The 17,014-nt window shown below is 63.7% G+C and carries 17 protein-coding genes and 2 tRNA genes; 6 read left to right on the forward strand and 13 right to left on the reverse strand.

Annotated elements, in window-relative coordinates; all coding sequences use genetic code 11:
- Positions 1 to 11: 11 nt before the first annotated feature.
- From QX034_RS32285 to QX034_RS32315, 7 genes are read right to left on the reverse strand one after another with little or no spacing between them, the layout of a single operon-like run.
- Positions 12 to 224, reverse strand: a complete 213-nt coding sequence (locus tag QX034_RS32285; RefSeq protein ID WP_315703458.1) for a hypothetical protein — start codon at positions 222 to 224, stop codon at positions 12 to 14.
- Complete coding sequence (gene nuoE, locus QX034_RS32290) at positions 221 to 832, reverse strand: NADH-quinone oxidoreductase subunit NuoE (RefSeq protein ID WP_315703457.1); 612 nt, start codon at positions 830 to 832, stop codon at positions 221 to 223. Before nuoE ends, QX034_RS32285 begins: the two co-directional genes overlap by 4 nt.
- Positions 833 to 846: 14 nt before the next feature.
- Positions 847 to 1,806, reverse strand: coding sequence for an FkbM family methyltransferase (locus QX034_RS32295; protein ID WP_315704259.1), 960 nt, complete (start codon positions 1,804 to 1,806; stop codon positions 847 to 849).
- The gene (locus QX034_RS32300) at positions 1,806 to 3,002 is read right to left on the reverse strand and encodes an NADH-quinone oxidoreductase subunit D (protein ID WP_315703456.1); all 1,197 of its coding nucleotides are present in this window, start codon (positions 3,000 to 3,002) and stop codon (positions 1,806 to 1,808) included. The genes QX034_RS32295 and QX034_RS32300 overlap by 1 nt, the downstream gene beginning before the upstream one ends.
- Before the next feature lie 14 nt (positions 3,003 to 3,016).
- Positions 3,017 to 3,622 carry an NADH-quinone oxidoreductase subunit C gene (locus QX034_RS32305; protein WP_315703455.1) on the reverse strand — a complete coding sequence of 202 codons (606 nt, stop codon included), beginning with the start codon at positions 3,620 to 3,622 and terminating at the stop codon, positions 3,017 to 3,019.
- Between the two features lie 11 nt (positions 3,623 to 3,633).
- Positions 3,634 to 4,218, reverse strand: a complete 585-nt coding sequence (locus tag QX034_RS32310) for an NADH-quinone oxidoreductase subunit B family protein (protein ID WP_315704258.1) — start codon at positions 4,216 to 4,218, stop codon at positions 3,634 to 3,636.
- Positions 4,215 to 4,580 (reverse strand): NADH-quinone oxidoreductase subunit A, encoded by a 366-nt coding sequence (locus QX034_RS32315; protein ID WP_315703454.1) that lies wholly within the window; start codon positions 4,578 to 4,580, stop codon positions 4,215 to 4,217. Before QX034_RS32315 ends, QX034_RS32310 begins: the two co-directional genes overlap by 4 nt.
- A gap of 615 nt (positions 4,581 to 5,195) precedes the next feature.
- On the opposite strand from QX034_RS32315, the gene QX034_RS32320 reads away from it, so the two are divergent.
- Positions 5,196 to 5,393: a hypothetical protein gene (locus tag QX034_RS32320; protein WP_315703453.1), complete on the forward strand. Its 198-nt coding sequence runs from the start codon at positions 5,196 to 5,198 to the stop codon at positions 5,391 to 5,393.
- Between the two features lie 196 nt (positions 5,394 to 5,589).
- Here the strand turns inward: QX034_RS32320 and QX034_RS32325 are convergent.
- Positions 5,590 to 5,666: transfer RNA gene (locus QX034_RS32325), tRNA-Asp, on the reverse strand.
- Positions 5,667 to 6,012: 346 nt separating this feature from the next.
- On the opposite strand from QX034_RS32325, the gene pepT reads away from it, so the two are divergent.
- Positions 6,013 to 7,269, forward strand: coding sequence for a peptidase T (gene pepT, locus QX034_RS32330; protein ID WP_315762950.1), 1,257 nt, complete (start codon positions 6,013 to 6,015; stop codon positions 7,267 to 7,269).
- 92 nt (positions 7,270 to 7,361) lie between these two features.
- Positions 7,362 to 7,523: a hypothetical protein gene (locus tag QX034_RS32335; RefSeq protein WP_316175533.1), complete on the forward strand. Its 162-nt coding sequence runs from the start codon at positions 7,362 to 7,364 to the stop codon at positions 7,521 to 7,523.
- A gap of 47 nt (positions 7,524 to 7,570) precedes the next feature.
- On the opposite strand, the gene QX034_RS32340 is transcribed toward QX034_RS32335, so the two are convergent.
- Positions 7,571 to 8,590: an FUSC family protein gene (locus QX034_RS32340; protein WP_316196260.1), complete on the reverse strand. Its 1,020-nt coding sequence runs from the start codon at positions 8,588 to 8,590 to the stop codon at positions 7,571 to 7,573.
- Positions 8,591 to 8,800: 210 nt separating this feature from the next.
- Here QX034_RS32340 and QX034_RS32345 point away from each other — a divergent pair, with 210 nt between their 5' ends.
- Together QX034_RS32345 and lldD are read left to right on the forward strand one after the other, a co-directional pair.
- A complete protein-coding gene (locus QX034_RS32345) occupies positions 8,801 to 9,703 on the forward strand; it encodes a LysR family transcriptional regulator (RefSeq protein ID WP_315703449.1) in 903 nt (300 codons plus the stop codon).
- 92 nt (positions 9,704 to 9,795) lie between these two features.
- Positions 9,796 to 10,986 (forward strand): FMN-dependent L-lactate dehydrogenase LldD, encoded by a 1,191-nt coding sequence (lldD, locus tag QX034_RS32350; protein ID WP_315703448.1) that lies wholly within the window; start codon positions 9,796 to 9,798, stop codon positions 10,984 to 10,986.
- 78 nt (positions 10,987 to 11,064) lie between these two features.
- Here lldD and QX034_RS32355 read toward each other — a convergent pair whose 3' ends face one another.
- Complete coding sequence (locus QX034_RS32355; RefSeq protein WP_315703447.1) at positions 11,065 to 11,922, reverse strand: class I SAM-dependent methyltransferase; 858 nt, start codon at positions 11,920 to 11,922, stop codon at positions 11,065 to 11,067.
- 96 nt (positions 11,923 to 12,018) lie between these two features.
- Positions 12,019 to 13,269, reverse strand: coding sequence for a cytochrome P450 (locus tag QX034_RS32360; protein WP_315703446.1), 1,251 nt, complete (start codon positions 13,267 to 13,269; stop codon positions 12,019 to 12,021).
- Between the two features lie 359 nt (positions 13,270 to 13,628).
- On the opposite strand from QX034_RS32360, the gene QX034_RS32365 reads away from it, so the two are divergent.
- Complete coding sequence (locus QX034_RS32365; RefSeq protein WP_316196261.1) at positions 13,629 to 14,039, forward strand: hypothetical protein; 411 nt, start codon at positions 13,629 to 13,631, stop codon at positions 14,037 to 14,039.
- A gap of 81 nt (positions 14,040 to 14,120) precedes the next feature.
- Here QX034_RS32365 and QX034_RS32370 read toward each other — a convergent pair.
- Positions 14,121 to 14,197: transfer RNA gene (locus QX034_RS32370), tRNA-Val, on the reverse strand.
- A gap of 141 nt (positions 14,198 to 14,338) precedes the next feature.
- Positions 14,339 to 16,765 carry an endopeptidase La gene (gene lon / locus QX034_RS32375; RefSeq protein ID WP_315703444.1) on the reverse strand — a complete coding sequence of 809 codons (2,427 nt, stop codon included), beginning with the start codon at positions 16,763 to 16,765 and terminating at the stop codon, positions 14,339 to 14,341.
- Between the last annotated feature and the right edge of the window lie 249 nt (positions 16,766 to 17,014).

The raw sequence follows: 17,014 nt of genomic DNA on the forward strand, positions 1-17,014 counted from the left end.
TTCCTCAAATATCAGCGGTTGGATTGCATGTAGGCGAGGCCGGCGGCGCAGCCGCCGAACACAACAACCCACAGCAGGCTGGTTTCAAGCGATGCGTTGAGCACGAAGCGCTGCAGCGCGAACATGAAGACGGCGGCGGTCCCCGTGTGCAGGGCAATGGTGCGCCAGCTCTTCATCGCGCCGTTCCCCGCTTCGGCTGAGCGTGATGTCGGAAGACGGCTCATGTCGTCTCCTTCAGCGTGGTCGGACCGCCCGCCGGGGCCGAGAACTGCCGCCCGTTCTGCGGTCCTGGCTGCGGCGGATTGCCGGTCGCGAAGCCGTCCAGCACCTTGCCGAAGCTCTCGGGCGTCAGATCCTCGTAGGTATCCTTCCAGATCTGCACCATCGGCGCGTTCACGCAGGCACCGAGGCACTCGACCTCCTCCCAGCTGAAGTCGCCGTCCTTGGAGACGTGGAAAGGATCGTGATGGATGCGGTGCTTGCAGACTTCGATCAGCTCTTCGGCGCCGCGCAGCCGGCACGGCGTGGTACCGCAGACCTGAACGTGCGCCTTCTTGCCGACCGGCTGCAGCTGGAACATCGTGTAGAAGGTCGCGATCTCCAGCATGCGGATGTAGGGCATGTCGAGCATGTCGGCGACGGCGCGGATCGCCGCTTCCGAGACCCAGCCCTCGTTCTGCTCCTGCGCCCGCCACAGGATCGCGATCGCAGCCGAAGCCTGCCGGCCTTCGGGATATTTCGCGATCTGGGCCTTGGCGAATGCAAGGTTCTCGTCCGTGAACGTGAAGCTCTCGGGCTGCAATTCCTTGGGGGCAAGACGGCGGACGGACATGGCGCTTCAGTCTTTCATTGCATGCGGCGCGCAGCACCGGCATTGAGCGCATCGATGCGCTCCTGCCAGAAGGCGCTCGCGGTGCCGAACACGTTGTAGCCAACGTGGGTGGAAACCTTGATGCGGTCGAGAATCGAGAGCTCCCTGACCGTCTCGAGCCGGCCGCTATCGGGATCATAGACGATCAGCTGCAGCGGCGTCTGATCGAGGATGTAGCGCGACACCGTGTGGTTGCGGTCTTGGCCGTGCTCCTCGCACAGAATCATGCTGTCGGTGGCGAGCAGCCGCGCGCCGCCCTTGATCGCCTCGATCTCGACGCCCTCGACGTCGAGCTTGATCAGGTACTTGCCCGAGGCTGCGATCTTGCCGTCGTCGATGAGATCATCGAGCGCGATCACCGGTACCTGCTCGCCGCCGCCGGCATGGCCGGCGATGCTGAACGCCTCGTGCTTGGTGCCGGTGAGGTTTGCCGTCCCGCGCGCGGCGCCGATCGCACACGGCATCACCTCGAAACGGTCGCCGTTGACGCGGGCATTGTTGGCGAGCTTGGCGAAGTTCTTAGACGATGGCTCGATCGCGATCACCCGATGAGACCCGAACGGCGCGCTCGACACCAGGACCGACCAGTAGCCGTAATTGGCGCCGCAATCGATGAAGGTGTAGTCGACGTCGACAGCGCCTAGAAACAACAGTTCGAGCTCGTCCTCGTAAGTGTAGGACCGGTTGAGCAGCTTGCTCCAATAGCCATCGCCATAGGGAAACTCGAACACCGCGTCCGAGTTGAGCTTCATGGCGATGTTGCGCTCGGGCAGCGTCTTGCGCAGGAGATTGGCGCAGGAATTGTAGCCGCGATGCGAGAAATGCGAGGAGATCTTCGAGCCGGTCGCCAGCGCCAGCGCAGCCGTGCGTTCCCACAGATTCGCTCCATCGAGCGCTCCTGAGGCACGATCGAACTGGATCGGCGCAGGACCCATCACCGATCGACCTCTCCGAACACGATGTCGAGCGAGCCGAGAATGGCCGAGACGTCGGCGAGCAGATGCCCGCGGCAGATGAAATCCATCGCCTGCAGATGGGCAAAGCCCGGCGCGCGGATCTTGCACTTGTAGGGCTTGTTGCTGCCGTCCGAGACCAGGAACACGCCGAACTCGCCCTTCGGCGCTTCGACCGCGACATAGACCTCGCCGGCCGGCACGTGCACGCCCTCGGTGTAGAGCTTGAAATGATGGATCAGCGCTTCCATCGAGCGCTTCATCTCGCCGCGGCGCGGCGGCGAGATCTTGTTGTCGGTGATCAGCACCGGCCCCTGCCCGTCCGGCGCGCGCAGTTTCGCGATGCACTGCTTCATGATGCGCACGGACTGCCGCATCTCTTCCATGCGGATCAGATAGCGGTCGTAGCAGTCGCCGTTCTTGCCGATCGGGATGTCGAAATCCATCTCGGCATAGCATTCATAGGGCTGCGCCTTGCGCAGGTCCCAGGCCGCGCCCGAACCTCGCACCATGACGCCGGAGAAGCCCCATTCCCAGGCCTGCTTCAGGCTCACCACGCCGATATCGACGTTGCGCTGCTTGAAGATGCGGTTGCCAGTGAGCAGACGGTCGAGATCGTCGACCACCTTGAGGAACGGATCGCACCAGGCATCGATGTCGTCGATCAGCTTCGGCGGCAGGTCCTGATGCACGCCGCCGATGCGGAAATAGGCCGCGTGCATGCGCGAGCCGGAGGCGCGCTCATAGAACACCATCAGCTTCTCGCGCTCTTCGAACCCCCACAGCGGCGGGGTCAGCGCGCCGACGTCCATCGCCTGGGTCGTGACGTTCAACAGGTGCGACAGGATACGGCCGATCTCGCAATAGAGCACGCGGATCAATTGCCCGCGGCGCGGCACCTCGATGCCGAGCAACTTCTCCGCCGCAAGGCAGAAGGCATGCTCCTGATTCATCGGCGCGACGTAGTCGAGCCGGTCGAAATAGGGAATCGCCTGCAGGTAGGTCTTGGCCTCGATCAGCTTCTCGGTGCCGCGGTGCAGAAGGCCGATATGCGGATCGACGCGCTCGACCACCTCGCCGTCGAGTTCGAGCACCAAGCGCAGCACGCCGTGCGCGGCCGGATGCTGCGGCCCGAAATTGATGGTGAAGTTGCGAAGGGCGGGGCTCTGCTCATTCATGCTCGCACTCCCACTCACTTCGTTGCCTTCTCGTCGCCCGGCAGCGGATAGTCCGCACCTTCCCAGGGCGACAGGAAATCGAACTTGCGGAATTCCTGATTGAGCCGCACCGGCTCGTAGATCACCCGCTTCTCCGCGTCGTCGTAGCGGACCTCGACGAAGCCGGTCATCGGGAAGTCCTTGCGCAGCGGATGGCCGTCGAAGCCGTAATCCGTCAGCAGCCGGCGCATGTCGGGATGGCCGATGAAGATCACGCCGTAGAGGTCGTAGGCCTCGCGCTCGAACCAGTCGGCACCCGGGAACACTTCGATGATCGAAGGCACCTGCGTGGTCTCATCGGCCTGCGCCTTGAGGCGGATGCGGGCGTTCAGCGTCGGCGACAGCAGATGATAGACCACGTCGAAACGCTTCTCGCGCTCGGGATAGTCGACCGCGGTGACGTCGGTGAGGTTGACGAAGCGGCAGGCGGGATCGTCGCGCAGATAGGTCACGACCTCGACGATCCGGCTCGGCTCCACATCGATTGTGAGCTGATTGAACGCGATCGAATGTCCCGTCGCCGCGCCCGGGAGCGCGCTAACGATCGTCTGCCCAAGGGCGTCGAGCTTGCCGTCGTCCATGCGAAAAACCTTCAGCGTTCGATCGTGCCGGTGCGCCGGATCTTCTTCTGCAGGAGCAGAACACCATAGAGCAGCGCTTCCGCGGTCGGCGGGCACCCGGGCACGTAGATGTCGATGGGAACGATGCGATCGCAGCCGCGGACCACCGAATACGAATAGTGATAGTAGCCCCCGCCATTGGCGCAGGAGCCCATCGAGATGACGTAGCGTGGCTCAGGCATCTGATCGTAGACCTTGCGCAGCGCCGGCGCCATCTTGTTGGTCAAGGTGCCCGCGACGATCATCACGTCGGACTGGCGCGGCGAAGCGCGCGGCGCAAAGCCGAAGCGCTCCACATCGTAGCGCGGCATCGAGACCTGCATCATCTCGACCGCGCAGCAGGCCAAGCCGAACGTCATCCACATCAACGACCCGGTGCGGGCCCAGGTGATGAGGTCGTCAGCGGCAGCAACGAAAAATCCCTTGTCCGACAGCTCGTGGTTGACCTCGATGAAATACGGGTCGTTGGCACCAATCGGCTTGCCGGTCGCGGGATCGAGAATGCCCTTGGGGGCCGGAGCGATCACCGGCCCGGTTCCGGACGTGGTCGGGCTCAATCCCATTCAAGCGCGCCTTTCTTCCACTCGTAGGCAAACCCGACCGTCAGCACGGCCAGGAACACCAGCATCGACCAGAAGCCGGTGGCGCCGAGCTTGCCGAAGGCCACCGCCCACGGGAACAGAAAAGCCACTTCGAGGTCGAAGATGATGAAAAGGATGGCAACCAAGTAGAAGCGAACGTCGAACTTCATCCGGGCGTCATCGAATGCATTGAAACCGCATTCATAGGCCGACAGCTTTTCCGGATCCGGCTGCTGGAAGGCCACCAGGAACGGGGCGATCAACAGCGCCAGCCCGATCAGGGTCGCGACACCTATGAACACAACAAGAGGAAGATAATTCTGGAGGATGCCGGTCATCGGCGTGACTTTCCTCTGCGGTTTTCGGGACCGGACCGCAGACTCGCTGCATTGGAATTGTTCTGAGCCTTAGCGCAGCGCACCAAGCCGCGCAAGACAAGCTATCTTGACGCCGTCATGCCTTCCCCACATTGCGGCTCGCCCACACGATCCAGCTACGACAGACGGCCCGGCCACGTGTCTCGCGCAACGCGGCACGCAGCATCAACTGCAACCGGAAGGCCCTCGACACTGGAGCGGGCGAGTGCCCCGTCCTCCAAGGGCTGACAAGTGCCGAGGCCACGTTGCTACTGGATGCTAGGCACCCCAATCGGCTGAGGACTGCGCCAGATCGGGGATCGATGATGGTCCGCGGAGGGGCGCTCAAAAGCCAGCCCGTCCACGACGGGGAGTAACGTGGTAGCGGCGGACGCGCAATCAAGATCGGCGCGGATTACAAACCGGCCCCGCTCTGCCCGCGGCTTGCGGCCGCCGCGCGTGGCTGTCCGCGACCGCCTGTGACGAATTGGAAAGGCAGATGAAATCATTTTGAGGGAGCGAAGAAACCGGTTCGAAACAAGCGGGCGGTAAGTGTCTAGCCAATAAATCGGCGCTGCGAGACGCCGGGAGGCTGAGATGAACCACTCCATCCATTCCGCCGATCGTGCGACCCACCTGAAGATCGTAGTGGTGGCGCTGGTGGCGGCCGTCGCGGTGACCGCGTTCGGCATCGCCGCCCGTTCCACCGTCGACGACAGCCAGACCGCCGCCCATGTCATCAAGGCCGGCAAGCCGGTCGTGATCACCAGCTCGGAGAGCGCGATGATGCGCTAAGCGCCCGGCGCACGGCATCAGATTCGCAACAAGAGATTCGCAAAATGGCCGCCGCTCGGGCGGCCTTTTTTCATGCCTGACCGCTTCCAACATTGAAGCCGAGGCGGCACAGCGGACGCGCCAAGGCCGGCACCGAACAATGTTCGCGCACAAACGAGACGACAGGACGGATTGGATTGCTAAGCCATTGAAAACATGGCGCGAGAGACGGGGCTCGAACCCGCGACCTCCGGCGTGACAGGCCGGCGCTCTAACCAACTGAGCTACTCCCGCGCGATCGCGAAACCCCGCGGAGAGCCGGGACTTAAAGGGGCGATCTATCGAAGTCAAGGACAATGACACGCCCTGTGGGAAGCTTGCCCAACCTGGCGTCCCGCACGCGCCGTAAGCCGGTCAGCCAGGTCCCCAATCGTCCGGAACGCGCGCCGCCTCCCTTGCTTGAGGCGAACCGGTTCCGGTCACGGCAGCGAGAAGATCGCCTTCCGCGCCGCCCGGGGAGCCTGCCGGACCGATCTGGCGGAGCCCCGATTCCACCCAGACCCAAGTGTCTCGGCGACATACCGGCCAGCAGACTGCTATACCGCCAGCCCCGCTCCCTTTCACTCCGCCGTGGTTCAGCATGCCCAGCCCTTCCCTCGCCTTCACCCACACCGTCACCGAACGCCTGCTGCGTTATGTCGTGATCGATACTCAGTCCGACCCGAACTCGCCGACCTGCCCGTCCACGGCGAAGCAAAAGGATCTCGGGCGCGTGCTCGCCGCCGAATTGCAGGCGATGGGGCTCGCCGATGCCCATCTCGACGCGCACGGCTATGTTTATGCGACGATCCCCGCCAACACCGACAAGCGCGTTCCGGTCATCTGCTTCTGCTCACATATGGACACCGCGCCGGACTGCACCGGCGCCAACGTCAGGCCGCAGCTCGTGCGCAACTACCAGGGCGCCGATATCGTGCTGCCGGGCGATCCGAGCCAGGTGATCCGCGCCGCCGATCATCCAGCGCTCAAGGACCAGATCGGCCATGACATCATCACCACCGACGGCACCACGCTGCTCGGCGCCGACAACAAGGCCGGGATCGCCGAGATCATGGATGCGGCCCATTTCCTGGTGAACAATCCGCAGGTGAAGCACGGCACCATCAAGATCCTGTTCACGCCGGACGAGGAAATCGGCCGCGGCGTCGACAAGGTCGACCTGAAGAAGCTCGGAGCCGATTTCGGCTACACCATGGACGGCGAGACCGCCGGCACCGTCGAGGACGAGACCTTCTCCGCCGACGGGGCCAGCATCACCATCACCGGCGTCAGCGCCCATCCCGGCTTCGCCAAGGGCAAGATGGAGCACGCGATCAAGATCGCCGCCGACATCGTCGCGCGCCTGCCGAAAGAGACCTGCTCGCCCGAGACGACCGAGGGCAAGGAGGGCTTCCTGCATCCGGTCGCCATTTCCGGCGCTCTCGAACAGGCGCGGCTGGACTTCATCGTGCGCGACTTCACCACGGAGGGCCTCAAGCAGAAGGAGGCGCTGCTCGAGGACATCGTCAGAGGCGTGATGAAGGACTATCCGCGCTCCAGCTACCGGATGGAGATCAAGGAGCAATATCGCAACATGAAGCAGGTGATCGATCGCCATCCCGAGATCGTCACCTATGCCGAAGACGCGATCCGGCGCGCCGGGCTCGAACCTGTCCGGACGTCGATCCGCGGCGGCACCGACGGTTCGCGGCTGTCCTTCATGGGGCTGCCCTGCCCGAACATCTTCGCCGGCGAGCACGCCTTCCACTCCCGCCAGGAATGGGTCAGCGTGCAAGACATGGAGAAAGCGGTCCAGACCATCGTCCATCTGGCGATGATCTGGGAAGAGCGGGCCTGAGCGGAAGCCGGCGCCAGCTCGCGCCGCGGCAGAAGTCGAAGCCGGAACTATCACGTCCTCCGCGTTGTTGCCTCAACAACGCGGAGGACATCATGCCCAAGGAGAATGACCTCGAGGGACCGCAGGACGTGGGCGGCAAGCATGGCGGCCAGGCTGGCATGCCGAAACCGACGGAGCGGCCCGATCCACGCAAGACCGAGCGGTCTAGCGACGTCCCCGAACAGGAAGGGTCGAAGAAAGCAGACCGGACCTGAGCCGTTTGTCGTGACGGGATGGGTCGAGACCGTTCCCGATCAGCGGATCAGCGTCGGCGCGCAGTCCTGATCCGCTTCCGGCTTGCAGCCGCCAACAGGAAAGACAGGCAGGCCGCGAGCGCAACAAGGCTGCCGACAATGTTGTCCGCAGTCCGCGCCCCGGCCGCCCAGCGCGCAGCCTCCGGGAAGACAAGCTCCGTCACGACGACGAAGAGCGGCGTCAGAAACACGACGAACAGCGTGTAATTGACCGCGCGCAAGGCAATCGTGGCCGTCGCCAGCGGGAGCACCAGCCAGATCAATGCCGTCGGCTGGCTCAGCTTCGCGCTGACCAGGAAGGCGACAGCGCCGCCAAAGATGCTGCCGAGCACACGTTCCAGCGTGCGCGGCCAGGAAGTCCGCGCATCCATGTTGGTGACGACAACGGCCGCCATGGTCGCCCATTGCGGAAACAGCAACGAGGCGCCATGTGCGGCCATGTAAGTGATGAGGACGGTTGCCCCTGATAGGCCGGCATGGGCCATCGATCCCTCGCGCCAGCCGTGACTTCGCTGATGAGCTGAATTTGTCGCCAGCGAGTTCGTCGTCAGGTCGGCCTTTTCCAGCACATGCAGGCTGGCCATTCGCAGCAGCAGTGCGAGACCGCCGCTACAAACAAAAGCCATCGCGACGCCGGGAGCATCGGAAATTCGGGCCGGTTGCTCGGCGGCAACGACCGCCACGACGGCGGTCAGCACGCCGACATTCGCCATCCCGGGCCACAGCGAGCCGAGATAGATGCAGAGCGAGACAAGCGCAGCTATCATGATCCCGGTGCCGACCGACCCCGGCACGGCACTGGCGGCCACGAGCACGGCTATGAATGTGCCGGAGAGCACGAAGATCGCCATGGCACACAGCCGCGATCTGGGCGCGGCGCGGTTGTCGGCCAGGCATGTCCAGAACGCGGCATAGGCTCCCCAAGCCGCTTGAGGCTCGGGCGACACGAGCGCCAGGACGACCATCAACGTCACCGCAAGCCCGCCGGACGCGCCGTCGAGCAGCGCGAACTCGCCGGGCCGGATCAAGAAGCCTCGCCGGTGCAAGAACCGCACGGCTTGCCGTGTCCGAGTGCGTGTGCGCCCGCGCCATGACCGGCGGCTGGCTCGCCGTGTCAGCGACGTCTGAAGAGAGGCCATGGTCGTTCTCGATCCGGGTTCCGGTGGACCATGTAGCCTTGACGGCATCAACGCCAAACTGACTTGTATGACTAGATTCTATTCTATATTGGAATGCTCATGGAGTTCAGAACCCTCCGAGCCTTTGTCGAAGTGGTCCGCCAGGGTGGCTTCTCCCATGCGGCCAAGACGGTGTTCGCGACTCAATCCACCGTCAGCAAAGCAGTGAAACAACTGGAAGAGGAACTCGGCGCTCCGCTGCTCGACCGGATTGGCCACAAGGTCCGGCTTACCGCGTTCGGAGAGATCGTTTATCCGCGCGCAGTACGGCTGCTGACGGAGCGAAGCGACCTTTTGGCCGAGCTGGAGGAATTGCGCGGTCTCAAGCGCGGAACTCTGCGCATCGGACTTCCGCCGGTTGGGAGCAGCCGCATCTTCGCTCCCCTCCTCGCGCGCTATCGGAGCGCCTATCCGGACATCGACGTGCAACTGGCGGAGCATGGCGGCGACCGTCTGGCCGACCTTGTTCGCGGCGGCGAGCTGGAGCTGGCGGCGACCGTTTATCCGGAGGAATCGGAGTTCGAGTTTCTGGACGTGCGGCGGGAGCCGCTGGTCGCGCTCCTTGCCTGCGACCACCCGCTGGCCGGCGCCGGCGCGATCGACCTCGGCGCGCTCAAGCACGAGCCCTTCATCCTGTTCGCCGAAGGATTCGCGATCAGCCGCATGATCATGGATGGCTGCCTGCGGCATGGGTTCGAACCCGTGATCGCCGCGCGCAGCAGCGAGGTACAGTTTCTGATCGAGTTGGCCGCTGCCCGATTGGGCATCGCGTTCCTGCCGCGCCTTCTGGCGGAGCAGGCCGACGCGCGCCGCGTGAGCGCGGTGCTGCTGGCCGAGCCGAACACGGAATGGCGGCTGGCCATGATCTGGCGACGAGGCGCCTTCCTCTCGCACGCAGCGCGCGCGTGGCTCGAGATGCTGCGGTCGGCGGTCCATCGGGCTGACTATTCTGAACGCGACTAGAGCCTAGTCGTACGTTTCATTTCTCATTGGGTTCGCCGGCCCCCTATCTTTCGTGTCGCGGGCATGGGCTCGCAATCAGCGAGGATTGGCGGATGATCATCTCGTCACCAACCGATTATCGAGAAGCTGCGCGCCGGCGACTGCCGCGATTCCTGTTCGACTATATCGATGGCGGCGCCGTCACTGAGCGCACGATGGCGAGCAATGTCGAGGCGTTGCAGTCGATCGCGCTTCGCCAGCGCGTGCTGCAAGGCGCCGGCGCCCCTACCCTCGCCACGGAGATCCTCGGCAGCAAGTGGTCCATGCCTGTCGGGTTGGGCCCCGTCGGCGCGACCGGCATGTATGCCCGGCGCGGCGAGGTACAGGCCGCGCGCTCCGCCGCAGCGTTCGGCATCCCCTATGCCCTGTCGACCGTATCGGTCTGCCCGATCGAGGAGGTCGCGACCGGCGCCGATGGGGAGCTATGGTCGCAGCTCTACGTTCTCAAAGATCGCGGCTATATGCGCAACGCGCTGGAGCGGTCCTGGGCCGCCGGAATGAAGACACTCCTATTCACGGTCGACATGCCGACCCCCGGCTCTCGCTACCGTGACCGCCACTCGGGAATGTCGGGCCCCGTCGCGCGGCTCCGGCAGTATATCCAGGCGACCGCACATCCGCGCTGGGCAATGAGTGTCGGCCTCTTCGGCCGGCCGCTCTCGTTCGGCAATATCGAAGCATATACCGGCCGGCACATGAGCATGGCCGATTACATGGGCTTCCTGGGCCAGAATTTCGACCCGGCAATCAGCTGGAAGGATCTTGAATGGATCCGCGACAGCTGGAAGGGCAAGCTCATCCTCAAGGGTATACTCGATCCCCACGATGCGCGCGATGCGGTGCGTTTCGGCGCTGACGCAATCGTTGTCTCGAACCATGGCGGCCGTCAGCTTGACGGTGCAATGCCGAGCGCGCGTGCGCTGCCGGCCGTGGCGCAAGCGGTCGGGAGCGAGCTCACCGTGCTGGCCGATTCCGGTGTGCGCTCTGGCCTGGATGTGGTCCGCATGCTTGCGCTGGGAGCAAAGGGTGTGCTTCTCGGGCGCGCCTACATCTATGCCCTGGCGGCAGACGGTCAGCGCGGGGTCGCCAATCTGCTCGAACTGTTCGCTGCGGACATGCGGGTGACGATGACGCTGACCGGGGCGAAGTCGCCAGACGAGATCACGCGAGACAGCCTCGCTGAAGCCGACCGCCACATCAAAGACGAGCTTGAGCGGGTCCGAGCGCTCAGGCCAGTCGCTTGATCCCTTCGGTCTCCTGGTAAGCGCCCGGTCGCCAGCCGCCCACGCGGCGAGAACTGCCGTCGCTGGCGTCAAGCTCATTTACGCCCGCGCCGTGACCAGCCAGATCGAGCCCGGCAGCATCACGCTGGCGCCGCGCAGATGAGGCGCGAGCGTCTCTCGAACCGACTGCCGCGCCGCCTCGCGCAAGTCGTCGGGCTGCCCCTGCAAGGCCCGGCTCGCCGGGCCGATCTCGAGCGCCGATTGCACCGCGGCGTCCAGTCCCTGGCCGATTGCCACATCCAGCGAGAGCGGACACGCCTCCATCGTCACGTCGGCAAAGCCGGCTTCCCCAAGGATACGCCTGACGCGCTCTTCCGACGCGAACGCAAATGGACCGGGATCCTCCGGCGCCACCTCAGGCATTTTGGGCACATGGCGGTAGACGGCCTGTAGTGGCGCCATCATCCAGGGATTTTGCTTCGGCTCGCGCCAGCACGCAAAGACCATACGGCCCGAGGGCTTGAGCGCCCGGCGCAGATTGGCGAACGAGACGACGGGCTCGGCGAAGAACATCACGCCGAAACGCGACACCAAGAGATCGAAGCTTTCAGGCGCAAACGGGTAGACCGTCGCATCCGCCAATTCGAACTGCACCGGCAGCCCGGCCGGCGCAGCCTCCTGCGCACGGGCCAGCATCGGCGCCGAAATGTCGATCCCGAGCACGAGGCCATCCGGCACAACCTGCTTGGCGAGCGCGATCGCGAGTCCGCCGCAGCCGCAACCGATATCGAGGATGCGATCTCCCGGCTTGGCCTGGATGCGCTCGATCAGGATCTGCGACACCGGCGCGAGCAGGATGTCCTGCGCGGCCTGGCGATCGGACCAGCGCTGGCCACCCGGACCGTTCCAATAGGCGATCTGATCGGCGTTGCGTTCGTGACCAGAGGGAAGTTGCATGGCGTATAATCCGCGCGCTTGTGACGAAGGTCCTCCAATCGCGCATGTGCGGCCCGGTCATGTCAAGCCGCATGCCGGGCAGACGACAACTCGCGATCAGCGCGGCGCAATCAGCATCGGCAGGCCGTTCGCGGGGCGTAACGTGATCTTCTGCTGCGGCCACACCTTGGCGCCGGGGGCCACCTTCAGATCGAAATGCTGCACGATGATCGCCAGAACGAGCGTGGCTTCCTGCAGCGCGAAGGATGCGCCGATGCAGGTACGCGGGCCGGCGCCGAACGGCAGATAAGCGTAACGGGTGATCCTTGCTTTCGGCTCGGGCAAGAAGCGCGTCGGATCGAACTCGTCCGCCCTCTCCCATAATGTACGATGGCGATGCAGCACGTAGGGCGAGATCACGGCCAGTGCCCGCCTTGGCAAAACATCTGGTCCGACCTGGTCGGCCTGCTCCGCCGACCGGCTGAGCGCGGCAATCGGCGGATAGAGCCGCAAGGCCTCCTCGATCACCGCGCGGGTCACCACCAGCCGGTCGACGAGCCCCTCATGGGGGCCGCCAAATTCACGATCCGCCTCCCGGCGCACCTTGCCCTTCCATTCGGGGGATTGGGAGAGCAGGAGCAGGAACAGGGACCAAGCCAACGTGTTGGCGGTGGTTTCGTGGCCCGCCGACAGAAAGGTCAGGATGTTCGAGCGTACCTCGGCGCGGCTCATGGGCCGCCCGGTCGATGGATCGAGTGCGCGCAACAACAACGTCAGCAGGTCGGCAGCCGGTCCGGGCCGTTGGGAAAAGCCGAGGCGTCGCCGCCGTGCCGCGATGATCTGGTCGATGACGCCCTCGAAATAGCCCATGGCCTGCTTGAGCCGCTTCCGCCCCGGCCGCGGCACGACATCCGGCACACCGAACAGATCGAGCGCGCCGATCCGGCCGATCGTTGCAAAATAGGTGTTCATCGCCAGTCGGAATTCGTCGATGTCGCTGGACAGACCGTCCGAGAAGATCGTCAGCGCCAGCACGTTCAGGGTGAGCAGCGTCATCTCCGCCGCGACATCGATGACCTCGCCCGGCGCAAGAGCGCGCCAGCGTTCCACCAATCCCCTGCCCGCCGACAGCATGGCGGCGGTGAGGCCGATCACGGTGCGGCGTGCAAATAAGGGTGCTAGCGTGCGGCGCTGGATGTCCCAGCGCTCGCCTTCGACGCTCAAGAGGCCGTCGCCGAGTCCGACAGCAAGGATGCGGCGCTGGATCGGGTCCTTGCGATAATTGGCGGGGTTGTCGACCAGCACATGCTTGATCGCGGCAGGATCGTGCACCAGCCACGCATCCGCGAAGGGCAGCTTGACCCGCACGATCGGCTACTCGAAGAAATCCGCACTCCAGCATTCCAACGGGTTGCGCTTGAGCGTGGCCAGGAGCCTGAACAGCCCCAACCGGGCCGCGGGCGGCACTGGCGCCGGCGGCCGAAACGCCCCCGCGACGGCTTCTGACACGAACGACATACGCAAACAAAGCCCCAGCCAAACGACCGGGCAAACGCAAAACTGTAACGGAAGTTCCAGTTCGCAAACCTTCCCGCGAGATTGGATGAAACGAAAATATGCGCGATGGAATCGCGGTACGTATCTGATTGCGGTAGAGGGGAATCGTTTTTTGATTTTGAAGGGGGATTAAAGTGAGGGACCTTGCTCGAATTGGTGCAATTGCCGTCTTGCTGGCCCTGACGTCCAACGCAGGCGCTCAATATCTCGGCAATTATTCGGCGAACCGCTACGACCCAAACTCTACGGGAAACCGCTTTGGCGCAGGCAATCCTTACAATCCCAACAGTATAAACAACCCGTACGGACAGTATGGCAGTCCATATGGCAACAGATCTGCAAATAATCCTTACGCCACCGACGCCCCTAAACTCTACGACAACGATGGAAATTACCGAGGACGCCTGAGCAGCAACCCTTACGACCCCGACTCGGTCTCAAATCCGTATGGTCGTTACGGGAGCCCGTATTCTCCCGACAGCATCAATAACAAGTTCGGTTCCGGCAATCCTTACTCTCCCGACAGCCCGACCAACCCGTATGGACAGGGTCTCCGGATCCAGGGTGGTGATGACGACTAGTTCCTAGACGGGCAGGCCGGCCAGCGCTTGCCCCGATGCTCTGGTCCGTTGCGGAGATTTTGCGCCGTGTAACCGAGACAGTGGTGGGCGGTGAGAGATTCGAACTCCCGACCCTCTCGGTGTAAACGAGATGCTCTAACCAGCTGAGCTAACCGCCCGAACGACCGCCTCTTTACCCTCTGCCCGCGGCCCGATCAATCGTCAGGCCCGACGATCGGCCCCCTTATCTCGTCGATGCGGCGCCCTCGCTGAAACAAAAACGGCGCCCGGAGGCGCCGTTTCGTTCATCTCGTTCGATCTTAGTGTGCGGTCAGGCCACCGGCGGCTTCGTCGCCCTCAGCGGCATTCACCGGCACCTTGGCATCCTCTTCCCAGACAATCGGCACCGGCTTGCGCACCAGGGCGCGAGCGACGACGTCGTCGAGGCGGGCGACCGGAACGATCTCCATACCGCCCTTGATCGCATCGGAAATCTCCGTGAGATCCTTGGCGTTGTCTTCGGGGATCAGCACCGTCTTGATGCCGCCGCGGGCAGCAGCCAACAGCTTCTCCTTCAGGCCGCCGATCGGCAGCACCCGTCCGCGCAGCGTGATCTCACCGGTCATCGCGACATCGTGGCGGACCGGGATGCCGGTCATGACCGAGATGATCGCGGTGGCCATCGCCACGCCGGCCGAGGGGCCGTCCTTCGGGGTCGCCCCCTCCGGCACGTGGACGTGGATGTCACGCCGATCGAACATCGGCGGCTCGATGCCGTAGTTGATCGCACGCGACCGGACGTAAGACGCCGCCGCCGAGATCGACTCCTTCATGACGTCGCGCAAATTGCCCGTCACCGTCATCTTGCCTTTGCCGGGCATCATGACGCCTTCGATGGTGAGCAGTTCGCCGCCGACATCGGTCCAGGCCAGGCCTGTAACGATTCCGACCTGATCGTCCTGTTCGATCTCGCCGAAGCGATATTTCGGAACACCCAGGAAGTCCTCAAGGGTCTTCTCGGTGACCTTCACCGACTTCTTCTTCGAGATCATCAGCTCCTTCACCGCCTTGCGGGCCAGTGTCGAGAGCTCACGCTCGAGGTTGCGCACGCCCGCTTCGCGGGTGTAGCGGCGGATCATCAGCAGCAACGCGTCGTCGTCGATCGACCATTCCTTCGAATCCAGACCGTGCTTCGACAGCGCGCTCGGGATCAGATGCTTGCGCGCGATCTCCACCTTCTCATTCTCGGTGTAGCCCGCGATCCGGATGATCTCCATGCGGTCCATCAGCGGCCCCGGAATATTCAGCGTATTCGCGGTCGTGATGAACATCACGTTGGACAGATCGTAGTCGACCTCGAGATAGTGATCGTTGAAGGTCGTGTTCTGCTCGGGGTCGAGGACCTCCAGCAGCGCGGATGACGGGTCACCCCGGAAATCCGAGCCCATCTTGTCGATCTCGTCCAAGAGGAACAGCGGGTTGGAGGTCTTCGCCTTCCGCATCGACTGGATGATCTTGCCGGGCATCGAACCGATATAGGTCCGGCGGTGACCGCGGATCTCGGCCTCGTCACGCACGCCGCCCAGCGAGACACGCACGAACTCGCGTCCCGTGGCCTTGGCGATCGACTTGCCGAGCGAGGTCTTGCCGACGCCGGGAGGTCCGACCAGGCACAGGATCGGGCCGGTCAGCTTGTTGGCGCGCGACTGCACCGCCAGGTACTCGACGATGCGGTCCTTGACCTTCTCCAGCCCATAGTGATCCGCATCCAGCACCGCCTGGGCGGCCTCCAGATCCTTCTTCACCTTGGACTTCTTGTTCCACGGGATCGACAGCAGCCAATCCAGGTAGTTGCGCACGACGGTCGCTTCCGCGGACATCGGCGACATCTGACGCAGCTTCTTCAATTCGTGCTGCGCCTTCTCGCGCGCTTCCTTGGAGAGCTTGGTCTTGTTGATGCGCTCTTCCAGATCGGCGAGCTCGTCGCGGCCGTCCTCGTCGCCCAGCTCCTTCTGAATGGCCTTCATCTGCTCATTCAGGTAGTACTCGCGCTGGGTCTTCTCCATCTGGCGCTTGACGCGCGAACGAATCCGCTTCTCGACCTGCAGCACCGAGATCTCGCTCTCCATCAGACCCAGCACCTTCTCCAGGCGCGTGGTGACGGACAGCGTCTCCAGGATGCCCTGGCGATCGGCGATCTTGACGGCGAGGTGCGAAGCGACAGTGTCGGCCAGCTTGCCGAAATCGGTGATCGACTGAACGACGCCGACGACCTCAGCCGAGATCTTCTTGTTCAGCTTCACATAGCTCTCGAAATCCGAGACCACGGACCGCGCCAGCGCTTCGGCCTCCACCGACTTAGCGTCGGTATCCTCAAGCGCGACGGCGGTCGCTTCATAATAATCGGCCCGGTCGGTGTACTTCTCGACGCGCGCGCGCTCCAGGCCTTCGACCAGGACCTTCACGGTGCCATCGGGCAGCTTCAGCAGCTGCAGAACGCTTGCAAGCGTACCGGTCTCGTAGATCGCATCCGCAGCTGGATCGTCATCGGACGCATTCTTCTGCGTCGCCAGCATGACCAGCGCGTCGTTCTTCATCACCTCTTCGAGCGCGCGAATCGATTTCTCGCGGCCAACGAACAGCGGCACGATGTTGTGCGGGAAGACGACGATGTCGCGGAGCGGAAGCACCGGATAGGCGTGGCTTTCGCCATAGACGATGGTTGGCCGGGGTTTAGGGGTGGTCATGGCCTGTTCCTTTTGTTTTGCCCCCTTGCACGCAGCCCGCTCGCTCGCGCAACCGCCACAAGGTGCGATCTGATCCGGACTTCACTGACGCTTTGGAGTCGCCCGCTTGTTTCGGATCGTTGTTGAGGCGAATCCCAGGATCGAGAATTTTTCCGCCACGCACATTAGGTGGCTATCGACCCAGGGGGAGTCAAGTGTCGGAAAACACCCGCCAATTAAGGCTTACGCGGCGGGACGCTGAGCAAATAT

Origin of the sequence: Bradyrhizobium sp. SZCCHNR3119, assembly GCF_032487775.1 — a bacterium.
GTDB lineage: Bacteria > Pseudomonadota > Alphaproteobacteria > Rhizobiales > Xanthobacteraceae > Bradyrhizobium.